A 15,951-nucleotide genomic window follows, 5' to 3' on the forward strand; every position below is an offset into this window, starting at 1 on the left:
GTCGAGCGAAATTGTAAGCATCCTTTGAGGAATATGGTACGATAATGTATGTGAGGTAATTATTTGATGGAGGTGTCTAATGATGGAAGAGAAAAAAGTAAACGCTCTACCTAAACGAGACGAAATTCCAGTAGAAGATACTTGGGATCTTGAAGCCATTTACGAAAACGATCAAAAATGGGATGAGGAATTTAAAGAAATAAAAGCACTTCTCCCGGAGATGGAAGAATACAAAGGGAAGTTAGCCGATTCTGCAGATACGCTTTATGCGGCCCTTCAAAAACAAGATGAAATTACAATTAAGCTTGGCAAGCTGTATACATATGCCCATATGCGCTATGATCAAGATACGACAAACTCCCATTACCAGGGTCTTAATGATCGTGCAGCTAATCTTGCGACGCAGGTGAGTAGTGAGCTCGCTTTTGTTGTACCAGAAATTCTAAGCGTACCCGAAGAAACCATCAAGCAGTATTTGAACGAAAAGAAAGAACTGAAACTTTATGAGCAAGCATTAGACGAAATCAATCGAGAGCGTCCGCACGTTTTATCTAAGGAAGAAGAAGCCATTCTGGCTGGTGTTAGCGACGTAACGAATAGTTCAAGCAACACGTTTGGTATGTTAAATAATGCAGATATGAAGTTTCCAACGATTAAGGATGAGAATGGGGACGAAGTGGAAGTTACACACGGACGCTACATTCGTTTTCTTGAGAGTAGCGACCGACGTGTAAGAAAAGATGCGTTCAAGGCAGTCTATGAAACGTATGGGAAATTCAAGAATACTTTCGCTTCGACACTAAGTGGAACAGTTAAGAAAGACAATTATTATGCTAGCGTGCGTAATTATGATTCGGCAAGACAAGCTGCACTTGATAGTAATAACATTCCAGAAGACGTCTATGACAACCTTGTGGAAACAGTGCACAATCGACTTGATCTATTGCATCGCTATGTAAACCTTCGAAAGAAAGCACTTGGTCTTGAGGAAATTCATATGTATGATCTCTATACACCACTTGTACCAGAAGTAAAGATGGAGGTTTCATATAAAGAAGCGAAAGATTATATTCTCAAAGGATTAGCTCCGCTCGGAGAAGAGTACAAAGAGATCTTAGAGGAAGGCTTCTCAAACCGATGGGTAGATGTGCAAGAAAACGTAGGTAAAAGAAGTGGGGCTTACTCTTCAGGTACGTATGGAACACGTCCATATATTCTAATGAACTGGCAAGATAACGTGAATAATTTATTTACGCTCGCTCACGAGTTCGGCCATTCGGTTCATAGTTATTACACAAGAGAAAACCAACCTTATCCTTACGCAAATTATTCCATTTTTGTAGCTGAAGTTGCTTCAACAACAAATGAATCGTTACTCAATCATTATTTGCTCGAAAACACTTCAGACAAAAAGGAAAAGCTTTATTTATTAAACCACTATCTAGAAGGATTCAGAGGAACCGTATTTAGACAAACGATGTTTGCTGAGTTTGAGCATGCGATTCACAAAAGAGCGCAAGATGGTGAGCCGTTAACGCCAGATCTTCTTTCTTCGATCTACTATGATCTTAACAAAACGTATTTTGGTGACGATCTTGTGATCGATGATGAAATTGCACTTGAGTGGGCGCGTATTCCTCATTTCTATTACAATTACTATGTATTCCAATATGCGACTGGATTTAGCGCAGCTGCATCCCTCTCAAATCAAATTCTTGAAGAAGGCGATGAAGCCGTCTCAAGATACATTGATTTCTTAAAAGCAGGAAGCTCAGATTATCCGATTGAGGTCTTGAAAAAGGCCGGAGTAGATATGACTTCTTCTAAACCAATCAGTGACGCACTAGATGTATTTGAATCCATTCTTAACGAAATGGAGAATCTGTTATTCGAAGACGAATAGGTTGCATAAACTAAGCCGCTAAAAAGCCTTCTCTACTACTAGAGAAGGCTTTTTTTAGCGGTTAAATCCTTTGAATTGGTTTCTGGAATTGTACATGCTAACGGTAAAAAGAATAGAAAGAAACAAAAGAGCTCCACCAATAGGCACAGGAATAAATCTTAATAATCCCATGATAAACATGACAAAGCTAACGATGATGAGTGCCGCACCTAGTAAGATGAAAAAACGCGTCATGAATTTCCCTCCTCGTATTATAGTTATGAGAAATGATGCAGCATATACTTACTTGGAAGGGGAGAGGTAAATGAATGGTAAGAACAAAAAAGGAATGAACCATGCTGGTTCATTCCTTTTTTGAAGCCCGATCTCAATTTTTTACAGTGCGCCAGAAACATCCATGTTTCGCGGGCACTTTCTCTACCTTTTGCTTCAAGGCGAGCTTCTTCATAGCGGCATCTGCCTCGTCGCAACTCATATCGTAAACGACCGCCACTTCTTTTGTTGCGACAAAGTTATAGCGTTCCATGAATTCATCTAGCGACGGAAGAGGCTCTGGCGTTGGTGTTGTTTTAAGCATTTCTGTCAGAATTCTGACATACACATCATATTCATAAAGTCCTGTAATTTTAAGACCTTCTTCTTCAATATTTTCATTGAAGAAAACAAGGGTAGGCAGCTCATTAACTTCCATTTCTGAAGAGATCTTTAAGTCACATTGAAATGCTTTTACAGCAGCTTGTGAGTGAAGATCTTTCTGGAATTCTTCCACATCAAGTCCGGTTTCTTTTGCTGCTTGAACTAGATTTTCTTCTTTTGTCATGTTTTGCTTTTGGATAAAAAGAAGTTCTCTCATTTTCCTTAGGAAACGAAATCCTGGAAGCTTTCCCTGAAGCTCTGCAGCCTTGATAGCAATTGATGCGATATAAGGGGTATCCATAGGGTCCTCATACCACAAATCACCGTCACAGGACATCCCAGAGCGACTGGCTGTACGTTCCCAACGCTCAGCGACATCAGCGTGTGTTGTGATGCCTTCATTTTTTCGTTTAAACGAGTTAAATGATTTTATATTACCGCCAACTAGATGTCTAATGCGGAAGGTATGTCCATATTCTAGGTGTAATTTCTTAATGATAGGTTCGAGACCCCAGCAGTCAGGACAAAGCGGATCAATAAATGAATAGATCTCGATAGGTTTACCTTTTTGAGATGTAGTCGTGCAAGCTGTATCGGATTGTCCATTTGGATTGTAAGAATCGCAATAGGAACCAGTAGCATTCGGTGTCAATTCGATTCTCCTTTCTCTTCCTGATCACCCGAGTTAACCATATGATGAGCAGTGAACGTTAACCTTGTTAGGAGATGTTCTCGTAAATCTTCGTCTAGTTCAACCTCATCCATTGCTAACTCCATGCAAGAAAGCCATGCTGTCGCACGTTTGGGTGTTATCTCGAATGGGAGATGCCTCGCTCTTAACATAGGGTGCCCATGTTCTTCGGAATATAGAGGCGGCCCTCCGAGAAATTGAGTTAGGAATTGAGTTTGTTTTCTAGCTGTTTCAGTTAAATCATCTGGAAAGATAGGTTTTAATTCGGGATGCTGTGAAACCCGATTATAAAAAGCAGTCACTAGCCGTTCAAGCTGCGCACCGCCGATATGATCATACATGTTTTGTTTCATATTCATTTTCCCCTTTGGAAGGTAGAACTTAATTACAATTTCATTTTAGCAACCTCCCTACGTAACAGCAAATAATCCGATTTGAAATCATTGCCAAACAAAAAGAACAGGACCGTTTAGGCCTGTTCTTGGGATGCTAGGAAGAATCGAAGAATCTTATTATTTGTCTTTCTCTTTGGAATTTGATGCTGATGAAGAAGGGACGTGAAGGCACGCTCTCCTGTCGTGAAATCAGAGACTTCAAACTCAAGTTCGAAATCTTCTCTCCCTAGGTATTCACTATGGTCGAGGACGAGCAGTCCGTGAGTCGTTTGGTATTCAGCTCTATGTGTCGTTAATCGTCCTAAGTGGTGGAGCGGAGATAGAATTCCTAGTTCGTTTAGCTGCGATGCTACTTCTCCATCAGGAAGTGTGCCGTCCTTATTGATCTCTTCAAAGGTTTCTTGCGATACGGCTTGATGTGTCTCAAGCAGTCCTTCCTCGGCAGGCTGCTTTAATGTTAATACGAATTTGTCATTCTTGTTTCTAATGCGTAACGCAGCTCCTTTTTCACGAATCATAAAATTCTTTGTATCAAAATAATCATTCGTTTGTGTTTTAATGTTCTCTCCTAATTTATAAGAATCAAGCAAAGAGGCATACTCTTCTTTTGTGAGCATATTTTTAAATTCGATTTCTACTTCCTGTGCCATAAGTAAACCCTCCATTTAGATGAATATAAAAGAATTATGGCATATGTCTTTATTCAGAACAACAACGGTGAAATCTCCCACTGCATTGTGATAAACTATTAGGTGATACATACTTGGAAATAACGAAAGGAGAGGTATTTGTGCCAGAACAATACTACATCATTACAGGGGAATTATCAGATCACACACTTACCTTTGGTCTGAATGAAAAAGTGGACCTTACTTCCTATACAGCTACTGGAAATATGTTAGTGGATTCCGACTCCTTGTCATTTGTGTATTTACTCGATGGGGGAGAAGGGTATACATATATTCGTTTCCAAGAGGAAGTATGGCCAATGTTAGCAAACGTGCTCAATCAGGACGTGAACGTGGTTGTTACTTCCGAGGATGACACATCTATAGAACTTACTCACCTAAAAGAGGAACTTTCCTATCTTGTTGAGAATATTAAAGATAATTCGAATTATGGAGAAGTGATGAATCAAGCTGTTGAGAAAGTATTCCTAACAGCGTCATAATAGATATCGTCGTTGGTGGTGGTTGGATGAAAAATTGGGAAGAATTTTTAGCACCGTATAAACAAGCAGTAAATGAATTGAAAGTGAAATTGAAAGGCATTCGAGAGCAATTTGAAAAGGCGGATGATCATTCACCTGTTGAATTTGTTACTGGGAGAGTAAAGCCGATTTCAAGTATTCTTGATAAAGCCAAAACGAAACACATACCGCTCAATAGACTGCAGGAAGAAATGCATGATATTGCAGGTGTTCGTGTGATGTGTCAGTTCGTAGAAGATATTAATAAAGTCATTCATCACCTTCGTGGTAGAAAAGATTTTGATATCGTTGAGGAACGAGATTATGTGACGAATCAGAAAGTAAGCGGCTATCGATCATACCATGTGGTCGTTCAGTATCCAGTTCAAACGATTCAAGGAGAACAAATGCTGCTCGTTGAAATACAAATTCGAACACTTGCTATGAATTTCTGGGCGACAATTGAGCATTCTTTGAATTATAAATACAATAAGAAAATACCTGATGATGTCAAAAAGCGCCTCCAACGAGCCGCTGAAGCAGCTTCCAAACTTGATGATGAAATGTCTGAAATTCGCGGTGAGATTAAGGAAGCTCAGAAAATATTTATGCAAAAGAAAGAAAATGAACAAAAAGAAAGCTGAAAACTAAACTAGACGAGGTGCCTAAATTGAAATTTGCGGTAAAGTCAAAAGGGGATCAAACCTCCAATCAACTTCAGCAGCGCATCAAAAATTATTTACGTGATTTCGATCTGGACTATGATGAAGCAGAACCGGATATTGTCATTTCGGTTGGCGGTGATGGGACACTACTACACGCTTTTCATCATTATCAAGATCGCCTGGATCAAACAGCCTTTGTAGGTGTTCATACTGGACACTTAGGTTTTTATGCGGACTGGACCCCTGAAGAAGTCGAAAAGCTCGTCATCCATATTGCAAGGACTCCTTTTCAAATTGTAGAATATCCATTGCTTGAAGTAACGGTTCGCTATTTAAATAGTTCCAAAGAGAACCGCTATCTTGCGCTAAATGAATGTACAGTCAAAAGTGTAGAGGGATCTTTAGTGATGAATGTTGAAATAAAAGGTGATCTGTTTGAAACGTTTAGAGGAGACGGTCTCTGTATTTCAACGCCATCTGGTAGTACAGCCTATAATAAAGCGTTGGGCGGGGCGATCATTCATCCTGCACTTCCTTCCATTCAACTTTCAGAAATGGCATCTATCAACAATCGCGTCTTTCGTACTGTAGGATCTCCACTTGTGCTTCCGCAGCATCATACGTGTCTTCTGCGACCGGTGAACGATGCTGACTTTCAAATTACGATTGACCATCTGTTCTTATTGCAACAAGATGTAAAGTCCATTCAATATCGAGTAGCAGAAGAGAAGGTAAGATTCGCGCGTTTTAGACCGTTTCCTTTCTGGAAAAGAGTAAAGGAATCATTTGTCGATGAAGTATATTAAAGCGAGGCAGTACTGTTCATGAGTTGAACGGTGCTGTTTTTTTCGCTCTATTACAAAAGAATGCCTATCATGAAAAATTTTATAATACACGAGGTGAGTTTGCTTGAGCGTTAGAATGACGTGGAACGTAGAAGAGAAGGATGAAGGGATGCTGCTAAGGGAATTCCTTCTTACGGAAAAGAATTTATCAAGAAGTATGTTAACAGATATTAAATTCAATGGAGGACAACTTACGGTTAATAACATCAATCAAACCGTTAGAGCTGTCTTAAGGAAAGACGATACGGTGGAAGTCTTATTTCCAAAAGAAACTGTGAGCGAAACGATGGTAGCTAAAGAGATGGAACTTCGTATTTGTTATGAGGATGAGCACTTTTTACTTATCAATAAGCCAGCAAGCCTACCGACGATTCCATCTCGTCATTCAAAAGAATCACTCGCAGAGGGTGTTCTCTACTATTATCATTCGCATAAGCTAGATCGAACGATCCACGCTGTTAATCGTTTGGATCGAGATACATCTGGACTCGTTTTATTTGCGAAGCACCGCTATGCACATGACCTTCTTTCAAGACAGCAGAAAAACAAAGAGATGAAACGACAATACGTTGCACTTGTTCATGGAGAAGTTAAAGGAGAAGGTGAAATCGATGCGCCAATAGGGAGGAAAGAGGGGAGTATCATTGAAAGGGCCGTTCGTCCTGATGGACAACACGCATTAACGAGTTATCGCACAATAAATCATTATAAAGGATTCTCCCTTCTTGAATTATCGCTAAAAACGGGGAGAACCCATCAAATTAGAGTTCATATGTCTTATCTTGGTCATCCGCTCTTAGGGGATGATCTCTATGGTGGAACGCATGCATTAATAAATAGACAAGCGTTACATAGTGCGAAGCTTGAGTTCTATCATCCTTTCCTAGAAAAAAAACTCCGGTTTGTTTCAGAGCTTGAAGAGGATATGTTATGTCTCATTCGAAAGAAGTGAATTTCTCAGGAGCATAAGGCATTGATGATTGAACAGAAGTTGTTTTCAATTCCGGATAGCTAAGCGAAGTCAGTTTGCCTCCAAACACGCATCCTGTGTCAATGTTTATTGTATGATTCACCCATCTTGGTTCTTTCACTGGAGTGTGCCCATAAACAATAAGAGATTCTCCGTTATAATGCTTAGCCCAGTCTCTTCGAATAGGCATGCCGTTCGGATGAGACTCTCCTGAAATGTCGCCGTAGAGGACAAATGTTTTTACTTTTTTCCCAACTTGTCCGATATAATGTTCAGGTATTCCCGCATGTGCAGCAATTATTTCCCCGTCATCGAGGGATAAATAGAGTGGTGCATGTTCATAAAGAGAGATAAATTGACTTTTCACAGCCTCTTTCTCATCATTTGGGAGAGCATTTAGTTCAGCAACTGTTGTCTCCAGTCCATGTGTTTGCTGAACGTTTCGGCCGATAAAATACCGATAAAGCTTATTACAATGGTTCCCAGGGCAATAGTAAGCCTGTCCGGTGCTAACGAGTTGTGAGACTACGTCAATCACAGCAAGAGATTCTTTTCCACGATCGGTGATATCACCAGGAAAGACGAGTTTTCTGCTGTCAGGATGGACGGGAATTCCCCTTTCCCATGAATATCCGATTCGTTTGGTTAGTTCTTTCAGTTCTTTATAACATCCGTGTATATCGCTGATAATGTCTAACAATTGGCACCCTCCTATCTCATCTCTTTATCATTACCCTATTGGACGAGTATGTATCAAGGTTAAAGGCCAAATAAAAAAACCTGCCATATTGGCAGGTTATTCAAACATATACGTTTTCGTTCGAGATCGGACGTTTAATACGAGCCCGACTGCAATCATGTAGGTTAAAAGTGCACTTCCTCCATAGCTTACGAATGGTAATGGAATACCAGTTATCGGCAATATTCGAATAGTCATTCCAATGTTTTGGAATACCTGGAATGTTAGCATCCCGATAACGCCTGCGCACAAATAGCTTCCGAAGGACTCATTGCTTTCAAGGGCTGTATGAATCATTCGGTAAATTAGCATGAAGAAAATGGAGATCGTAATACTTGCTCCGATGAATCCGAATTCTTCTCCAATCACAGCAAAAATAAAGTCAGTGTGCGCTTCAGGGAAGTAAACAGTACCGTCAGCGTATCCTTTCCCTTCTAATTTACCAGAGCCGATGGCAAGGATCGCTTTCGTCGCTTGATAGCCTGCATCTGTATACTCTTCAGGAGCAAGCCAGCCATAGAAGCGAGCGAGCTGGTATTCATCAAGTAAGTAGGCTTTAAAGAAGGCCGGAAACTTAAAGAAAATAAAGACAAGAGCAGATATTCCTGCAACCCCTAGTAAACTTAAAAGAGAGAGAAGTCGCCAGCGTACGCCTGATACTAATGTAATACTAACAACAATAGCGGTAAAAACCATCGCTGTTCCGAGGTCAGGCTGGGCCATAACGATAAGAAGAGGTGCAGCTGCCACACCGAAAATTTTGGCTAATAACAAAAGGTCTGTTTGAATGGTTTTTGTTGGATTTTTTTCATGATGATTCACCGCTGTAGAAGCGATCGTAATAATTAAGAAAATTTTCATAAACTCTGATGGCTGTACACTTCCTAAACCAGGAAGCACAAACCAGCTTTTTGCCCCATTTCGAATCGGAGCAATTTGATAACTTCCAATATACTCAGGACTAACCGCAAGCAAGATTAGAAGAAGAATTCCAAATCCATAGAGATACCAGGATAATTGTTTAAAGCGATCAAAATCAATGACCAGTGTGAGCGAGAGGACAAACGCACCAACGAAATACCACGTTAGCTGTCTTCCTGCGAAGTTGAAGTTTTTTAATTCTCCAGGTAGTGACGCCTGGGCACTATAAATAGCGACAGTACTAATGCACATCAGGAGAAAGACAAAGAATAAAAGTGTGAAATCTATTTGTTGCCATGGTGTTTGATTGTCATTGTTCATGATATAATCCTTTCTAAAGAAAAGCGTTCCTTCTTTTAATCACAATTCCTATCTTATCTGAAATCCTTCCATTTGCAAATCGGTTCCTGTATTTATTTTTGACAAAATAACTACACACCGACTAAGATAGGAAGGTAATTTTACTTTATGACACTGATAAGTAGAAAAAACGTTCATCCTTAGAAAAGCTTATCGGAAATAAACGATAAATGATATAGCCATATTTGAGTATTTACGCACTTTGTTACTAAAACATCAAGGAGGTGTGCAGAGTGGCTTACCAGGAGCAAGAAACGCAAGCTTTGTACGAAGCACTTATTCATCATTTAGAACAAGAAAGAATCGATGCCTTTCGAGAATTGTTTCTAGATATTCACCCTTATGAACAGTCTCAATTCTTCTTAACCGTATCAGAACAAATCAGGCTGCTTGTGTACACCTATTTATCACCAAGAGAAATGGCCGAAATCTTTCAGAATTTTGATATTGAAGAGCAAGAAGAATACATTTCGGAGATGGAGCCAGCTTATGCAGCTAAAATGCTTGCAGAAATGTATGCCGATGACGCAGTAGACGTATTAAATGAACTAAATCCTGAACAGATTGCAAGTTACTTAACCATTATGGATGATGATGCAGCTGACGAAATTAAAGAACTTCTTCATTATGAAGAAAAAACAGCTGGTAGTATCATGACAACAGAATTTGTATCGATTCGAGCACACCAAACGGTGAAGCGAGCGATGCAAATACTGAGACGTGAAGCACCTGAAGCAGAGACGATCTACTATATATTCGTATTAGATGAACAGAAAAGGCTCGTCGGGGTTATTTCTCTTAGAGATTTAATTATTGCAGAAGAAGATACGTTAATAGAAGAGATTATGAATGAGCGGGTTGTTTCCATTTCGGTCGGTGAAGATCAGGAAGAAGCCGCTAGAATTATGAGAGATTATGATTTTCTAGCACTTCCGGTTCTCGACTTCCAAAACCATTTGCTCGGTATTATCACACACGATGATATTGTTGACGTTATTGAGGAAGAAGCTTCAGAGGACTATTCAAAGCTTGCGGCTATTTCAGATGACGGTTCGTTTGATCGTAATCCATTCTCATCAGCGAAAAAAAGGTTGCCATGGCTTATTATTCTCCTGTTTCTTGGAATGATGACAGCAAGCTTAATTGGACAGTTTGAGGTAACCCTTGATAAAGTCCCATTGCTAGCGGTATTTATTCCACTTATTGCAGGAATGGCAGGTAACACAGGAACACAAGCGCTTGCTGTTGTTGTAAGAGGTCTTGCTACTGGAGATTTTGAAGAGAATAGTAAGTGGGCGTTAATAGTAAGAGAAGCAGGAACTGGACTAATTACCGGTGCAACGTCAGGTATTCTCGTTACCATTATTATTTTCTTGTGGAAAGGAACCTTTTTACTTGGCTTATTAGTTGGTTTTTCGTTATTATTTACGTTGATTGTTGCCACTCTTGCTGGTGCGCTAGTCCCACTCTTAATGCACAAACTTAACATAGACCCTGCGGTTGCTTCAGGGCCGTTCATTACAACTATTAATGATATTATCAGTATACTTATTTATTTTGGAATGGCGACTGCATTTATGAGTCAATTAGTCTAAAGATTAATTGACAATGCAGACGTTTGAAGGAGGAAAGAAATGGAACACGGTGCATCCGTATCATCACTTGTTATCGTAGTCGTAATCGCATTTTTAATACCGTTTATCTTACACCGCTTCAGACTGAACTTTTTGCCAGTCGTAGTTGCCGAGATTATCGCCGGAATTTTCATTGGACAAAGTGGATTTAACCTTGTTCAAGGAGATACTTGGCTTGATACGCTATCAACTCTTGGTTTTATCTTCTTGATGTTCCTAAGTGGTCTTGAGATCGATTTCTCGGTTTTTGCGAGTAAAAAGAAAAAAGTAAAGCTACCAAGCGGTAAACTCGAACCGAATCGTGTTCTCGTCTCGTTTATCGTCTTTATTTTTGTATTTCTTGTATCGTACCTATTGTCTCTTCTATTCGTTGTACTTGGGTATACGGATAATGCCTTCTTTATGACGTTAATCATTTCAACCATATCGCTTGGTGTAGTGGTTCCTACGTTAAAAGACGCAAACATAATGAAGAGTAGTATCGGTCAAACGATTCTATTAATCGCCGTTATAGCTGACTTGGCTACAATGATTTTACTGGCGATCTTTGTTTCCCTGAATTCAGGGGGAGAAGGGAACATGTGGCTGCTTCTCATACTCTTTGGAGCAGGAATTTTGCTTTATTTCCTTGGGGCTTACTTCCGACATCTTTCCTTTATCGAGACGATGTCCAAGGGGACCATTCAAATTGGTACGAGAGCCGTCTTTACGTTAATTATTGTATTAGTCGGTATCTCTGAAACGGTTGGAGCGGAAAATATCTTAGGTGCCTTTCTTGCCGGTGCACTCGTTTCCTTGCTCTCACCAAATACGGAACTCGTGCAAAAGCTCGATTCATTTGGATATGGCTTTCTCATTCCTATTTTCTTCGTAATGGTTGGGGTAGAGCTAGATATCTGGTCACTTTTCCAGGATCCTAAAGTGTTAATTCTTATTCCATTACTGTTGATTGCGCTCTTTGCTTCAAAATTAGTGCCCGTTGTTGTATTGAAAAAATGGTATGATACGAAAACGGTTCTCGGTTCTGGCATGTTGCTAACATCAACGCTTTCTCTCGTTATTGCAGCAGCTGAAATCGGAGAACGAATTGATATCATTGATGATCAGCTGTCATCTGCTTTAATCTTAGTGGCGATTATGAGCTGTATTCTAGCACCAATTCTTTTCAAGAAACTAATGCCGAAGCCAGAAGAAAGCTCTCATGCGAAGAAGCTGGCGATCATCGGAGCAAACCAAATCACTTTGCCTATCTCGCTGGAACTTAATCCTGCTAATTATGAAACATCGATTTATCATACGAAGCAGGAGAAAGTGGACTCTGAGAAACAAAGCAGTCATTTTAAAGTAATTGAGCTTTCGGATTATAGCATTGATACACTAAAGAAAAGCTCTGTCTTCGATGCCGATATCCTCCTCATTTCTTCTGGAGATGATGAAACGAACTCGGATATTGCGGTATTCGCGAAAGAATATGGAACAGATCGCGTCATTGCTCGAATTGAATTAACAGAAATAGCCGATCAGCTAAGAGAGCTTAATATTGATGTATTCTCTGTTTTCTTCTCAACAAAAGCCTTGTTAAAAGCGCTCATCGAGTCTCCTGGAGTCGTTAATATCTTCACTCGTGAAGAAAATGCGCTATATCAAATTAACATGAACAATGTGGAATACAACGGTGTGCCACTGCGTAGCTTCCCATATCTCGGTGATACGATCATAGTACGTATTTTCCGAGGTAAGGATTCGATTGTCCCTCATGGTGACACTGAGCTCCGAATTGGTGATCGCTTAATTGTGACAGGAAGTAGCGATAGTGTAGAAGAAGTTCGAACGTTGCTAAGTTATTAATTTTCAGCCCCTTCTCTTAGAGAGAGGGGGTTTTTTACGTTTATATGAAGGGAGCATAAATGCGACGAACAAGGTGATACTTTTTACCATACGGTTATGAATGGAGGGTGAAGGTAAATGGATGTTGAAAGTCCGAAAGTGGTTTGTCCTGTATGTAAAGGAAGTTGTGATATGGAAGAATCTCTTACAGCTCAGTCAAATCAAAACGTCATATTTGAGTGTCCAATATGCGGTTATGAGAGACGAAATATTCAAACAAGTAAAGGTTGAAGAAATCCACATGGTGCATGTTCACTAAAGCATGTTATACTTAGGACGTGGTGCTAATAACTAATAATAAATTCGAGGAGGAGCATGGATATGAACCTGTCTCTTGAGAACCGTACATATGTTGTCATGGGCGTTGCAAACAAACGAAGCATTGCCTGGGGAATTGCGCAGGCGCTAAGCAGTGCCGGTGCTAGATTGATTTTTACTTACGCAGGTGAGCGTCTTGAGAAGAATGTTCGCGACCTTGCTGGAACGCTAGATCGTGATGATTCTATTATTTTACCGTGTGATATTACGAATGATGAAGAAATCGAAGCGACATTCGCTCAGATTAAAGAAGAAGTTGGTGTTATTCACGGACTTGCTCACTGTATCGCCTTCGCGAAAACAGAAGAATTAAAGGGCGAGTATCTTGAAACGACGCGCGAAGGTTTCTTGCTAGCGCATAACATTAGCTCATATTCACTCACAGCTGTTTCAAAAGCAGCTCGTCCACTTATGACTGAAGGAGGAAGCATCCTTACGATGACTTACCTTGGTGGCGAACGTGTTGTGAACAACTACAACGTCATGGGCGTAGCAAAAGCCTCGCTTGACGCAAGTGTGAAATACCTTGCGAACGATCTTGGAAAAGACAACATCCGTGTAAACGCGATTTCGGCTGGGCCAATCCGTACACTTGCTGCAAAAGGAATTAATGATTTCAACTCTGTAATTAAAGAGATTGAAGAGAAATCTCCGATGCGTCGTACTGTAACGAAAGAAGACGTCGGAAACACAGCGCTATTCTTAATGAGTGATCTTTCTGGTGGAATTACTGGTGAGATGATTCATGTGGATAGTGGATATAATATTATCGCGACATGATTGAAAAAACCACGACATTTGTCGTGGTTTTTTTTATGCTTGATCAGCGATTGAGATGCCACTTAATGAATTTGTATCAACAATATAAACCTGTGGAGATACGTCATTACAAGATTCATAAGTGAATTTTGCACAGTTAGTTTTATGATTATAGCTAACGAGTGTAAAAGGTGTTGGCCCTTTTATTCCTGTTTCAAGCATAACAAACCCTGCTGTACCTTTCATTTGAAGATAAACCTGTGGTCTTCTAGGAAGTAGCAATTCATGATGGTGGTGCGCTAGTTCTTTCAAGAGAGAAGAGATGCAATCGTGTTCTTTCTTATCATGCTTTTCCTCACACTTTGAATGGTGTTCCTCTTTTTCACACTTGCAATTACAGTGTACTTCTAATTTCCATTCTCCATCATGCTTCGTCCATTTTGAATGATGGTCGTCCTTATCGCATTTGCATTTACGCTGCTTATCTTCGTCTTTCTTATCGCACTTTGAATCATGCTTACGATCCCACTTAGAATCGTAATATTTTTTACTCTTTGGACAGAATTCATCTGAGAATAAAGTACTCAATTAATCGACATCCTTTCTAAACATATTTACCCGATACTGAAAAGGTCAGGTCTACTATAATGTATTAAAGAAGGTACAAGTTGCACCGGATATTCAACCATTTATTAGAAATTAGGTGCAACGCTAGATAGAATTCGTCCAATTTTCTTTAGATTGAGCATATTGTCCATACAAGCTTGTATTGCTTTCATATGATTAATAGAACGGGAGTGGTACTACCGAAATAATAAAAAAAGGATGGATGATATGTTACGACTTAAAGGACTTTTGTGCCAGATGAAGGCAAGCAATACTACAATTGACTACGTTTATACATTTAACACTCAAGAAGAATTAGGGGATCCTTATCTTAGTGGGGTTACAGTACAAGAAGTAGGGCATGACTTCGTTATTTTTAATCAAGTGGGATCAGGCGGATTTGGAACACTTGTAATGCCAATTGATAAAATAGTATGTATCGAATACTAATAGGTATTTAAAAAAGGTTTCAGATTTTGAAACCTTTTTTTGAATAGGAGTGGGACTAGTTGAAGAGAATATCGATTCTTTTTATAACAAATGATGTTTCACATTATATAGAAAAAAGTACTTCGTATTTAATTGCAGAATTACAAAAACAATCTGCTCTCACGATTTGGCATAGTCATGGCGACATTCAATCGATTCTTTCCATGTTAAGAGTGAAGCCAGATTTTATTTTAATGAATGATTTTCATCCTACTTATGGCCGTTACATTACAGGATTAGAGAATACCGATATTCCGATCGGTATCATGATGCATGATTTGCATTACAAAGTTGCCTCACGTAAAAGAATGATGAAACGTGTTCAACCATCAGTTATCTTTACTCATTACCGAGACGCATTCATGGAATCATTTCAAGAGTTTCAAAGCGAAATGGTTTGGTTTCCACACCATGTACCAGAGGTTATTTATCATGACTATCAACTTAACAAAGATATTAATATTTTGATGATGGGATCGATGATATCGAAGCTATACCCATTTCGAAATCAAATGTACGACCACTTAAATAAAAAGAAGGGGTTTAAGTACCATTCTCATCCTGGCTATGACAAGGAGATCGATTCTGGAGTAGTAGGAGAAGTATATGCCCGCGAATTAAACCGTGCTAAACTGTTTCTGACTTGCAATTCCATTTATCACTATCCATTACTTAAATATGTTGAAACGCTCGCTTGCAATACGCTACTTCTTGCTCCAGTAACTAAAGAACTAGAAGATTTAGGATTCAAGAATGAAGAAACCTTTGTGGCAATTGATAACAGCAATTTCTCTGAGAAAGTAAATTATTATTTAGTGAACGAGACAGAAAGACGGCACATCTCTCAGAAAGGCTTTGAAATGGTGAGAGAACGGCACCTAACCTCGATAAGGGTCGAAGAAATGATTAAGCACATTCATAACGTTATATGAATGTGCTATTTT

Annotated in this window: 18 protein-coding genes; 11 read left to right on the top strand and 7 right to left on the bottom strand. The window is 39.5% G+C overall.

The window, feature by feature from the left end:
* The first annotated feature begins 79 nt into the window (after positions 1 to 79).
* A complete protein-coding gene (gene pepF, locus AC0VYV_RS08760) occupies positions 80 to 1,903 on the top strand; it encodes an oligoendopeptidase F (protein WP_475374753.1) in 1,824 nt (607 codons plus the stop codon).
* 54 nt (positions 1,904 to 1,957) lie between these two features.
* Here pepF and AC0VYV_RS08765 read toward each other — a convergent pair whose 3' ends face one another.
* The 4 genes from AC0VYV_RS08765 to AC0VYV_RS08780 form a co-directional block, all read right to left on the bottom strand.
* Positions 1,958 to 2,137: a hypothetical protein gene (locus AC0VYV_RS08765; RefSeq protein WP_194221205.1), complete on the bottom strand. Its 180-nt coding sequence runs from the start codon at positions 2,135 to 2,137 to the stop codon at positions 1,958 to 1,960.
* A gap of 133 nt (positions 2,138 to 2,270) precedes the next feature.
* Positions 2,271 to 3,095 (bottom strand): ClpXP adapter SpxH family protein, encoded by an 825-nt coding sequence (locus tag AC0VYV_RS08770; RefSeq protein WP_475374884.1) that lies wholly within the window; start codon positions 3,093 to 3,095, stop codon positions 2,271 to 2,273.
* Between the two features lie 92 nt (positions 3,096 to 3,187).
* The gene (locus AC0VYV_RS08775) at positions 3,188 to 3,583 is read right to left on the bottom strand and encodes a globin domain-containing protein (RefSeq protein WP_404682403.1); all 396 of its coding nucleotides are present in this window, start codon (positions 3,581 to 3,583) and stop codon (positions 3,188 to 3,190) included.
* A 116-nt stretch (positions 3,584 to 3,699) separates the two neighbouring features.
* Positions 3,700 to 4,275: a CYTH domain-containing protein gene (locus tag AC0VYV_RS08780; RefSeq protein WP_475374754.1), complete on the bottom strand. Its 576-nt coding sequence runs from the start codon at positions 4,273 to 4,275 to the stop codon at positions 3,700 to 3,702.
* Between the two features lie 113 nt (positions 4,276 to 4,388).
* Here AC0VYV_RS08780 and AC0VYV_RS08785 point away from each other — a divergent pair, with 113 nt between their 5' ends.
* The 4 genes from AC0VYV_RS08785 (at position 4,389) to AC0VYV_RS08800 (ending at position 7,276) form a co-directional block, all read left to right on the top strand.
* On the top strand, positions 4,389 to 4,796 hold the full coding sequence (locus AC0VYV_RS08785; RefSeq protein ID WP_475367190.1) for a UPF0738 family protein: 408 nt from the start codon (positions 4,389 to 4,391) through the stop codon (positions 4,794 to 4,796).
* A 26-nt stretch (positions 4,797 to 4,822) separates the two neighbouring features.
* A complete protein-coding gene (gene yjbM, locus AC0VYV_RS08790) occupies positions 4,823 to 5,458 on the top strand; it encodes a GTP diphosphokinase (protein WP_194221210.1) in 636 nt (211 codons plus the stop codon).
* Between the two features lie 26 nt (positions 5,459 to 5,484).
* Positions 5,485 to 6,285, top strand: a complete 801-nt coding sequence (locus AC0VYV_RS08795) for an NAD kinase (protein WP_194222277.1) — start codon at positions 5,485 to 5,487, stop codon at positions 6,283 to 6,285.
* A gap of 115 nt (positions 6,286 to 6,400) precedes the next feature.
* Complete coding sequence (locus AC0VYV_RS08800) at positions 6,401 to 7,276, top strand: RluA family pseudouridine synthase (protein ID WP_475367477.1); 876 nt, start codon at positions 6,401 to 6,403, stop codon at positions 7,274 to 7,276.
* Here AC0VYV_RS08800 and prpE read toward each other — a convergent pair.
* Together prpE and AC0VYV_RS08810 are read right to left on the bottom strand one after the other, a co-directional pair.
* A complete protein-coding gene (gene prpE / locus AC0VYV_RS08805) occupies positions 7,260 to 7,994 on the bottom strand; it encodes a bis(5'-nucleosyl)-tetraphosphatase PrpE (protein ID WP_475367191.1) in 735 nt (244 codons plus the stop codon). The genes AC0VYV_RS08800 and prpE overlap by 17 nt on opposite strands.
* Before the next feature lie 96 nt (positions 7,995 to 8,090).
* A complete protein-coding gene (locus tag AC0VYV_RS08810) occupies positions 8,091 to 9,275 on the bottom strand; it encodes an FtsW/RodA/SpoVE family cell cycle protein (RefSeq protein ID WP_283152336.1) in 1,185 nt (394 codons plus the stop codon).
* A gap of 272 nt (positions 9,276 to 9,547) precedes the next feature.
* On the opposite strand from AC0VYV_RS08810, the gene mgtE reads away from it, so the two are divergent.
* The 4 genes from mgtE (at position 9,548) to fabI (ending at position 13,933) form a co-directional block, all read left to right on the top strand.
* Positions 9,548 to 10,909 (top strand): magnesium transporter, encoded by a 1,362-nt coding sequence (gene mgtE / locus AC0VYV_RS08815; protein ID WP_226612629.1) that lies wholly within the window; start codon positions 9,548 to 9,550, stop codon positions 10,907 to 10,909.
* A 39-nt stretch (positions 10,910 to 10,948) separates the two neighbouring features.
* The gene (locus tag AC0VYV_RS08820; protein WP_194221214.1) at positions 10,949 to 12,796 is read left to right on the top strand and encodes a monovalent cation:proton antiporter family protein; all 1,848 of its coding nucleotides are present in this window, start codon (positions 10,949 to 10,951) and stop codon (positions 12,794 to 12,796) included.
* 117 nt (positions 12,797 to 12,913) lie between these two features.
* Positions 12,914 to 13,066: a hypothetical protein gene (locus AC0VYV_RS08825; protein ID WP_283152335.1), complete on the top strand. Its 153-nt coding sequence runs from the start codon at positions 12,914 to 12,916 to the stop codon at positions 13,064 to 13,066.
* 90 nt (positions 13,067 to 13,156) lie between these two features.
* A complete protein-coding gene (gene fabI, locus AC0VYV_RS08830; protein WP_194221216.1) occupies positions 13,157 to 13,933 on the top strand; it encodes an enoyl-ACP reductase FabI in 777 nt (258 codons plus the stop codon).
* Positions 13,934 to 13,966: 33 nt separating this feature from the next.
* Here the strand turns inward: fabI and AC0VYV_RS08835 are convergent, their stop codons facing one another.
* A complete protein-coding gene (locus tag AC0VYV_RS08835; protein WP_430242082.1) occupies positions 13,967 to 14,500 on the bottom strand; it encodes a hypothetical protein in 534 nt (177 codons plus the stop codon).
* Positions 14,501 to 14,746: 246 nt separating this feature from the next.
* On the opposite strand from AC0VYV_RS08835, the gene AC0VYV_RS08840 reads away from it, so the two are divergent.
* Positions 14,747 to 14,968: a hypothetical protein gene (locus AC0VYV_RS08840; RefSeq protein ID WP_303534855.1), complete on the top strand. Its 222-nt coding sequence runs from the start codon at positions 14,747 to 14,749 to the stop codon at positions 14,966 to 14,968.
* 59 nt (positions 14,969 to 15,027) lie between these two features.
* Positions 15,028 to 15,939, top strand: a complete 912-nt coding sequence (locus AC0VYV_RS08845) for a glycosyltransferase (protein WP_475367193.1) — start codon at positions 15,028 to 15,030, stop codon at positions 15,937 to 15,939.
* Positions 15,940 to 15,951 lie beyond the last annotated feature (12 nt).

It is taken from the genome of Anaerobacillus sp. QJM3NY_17, assembly GCF_056173665.1.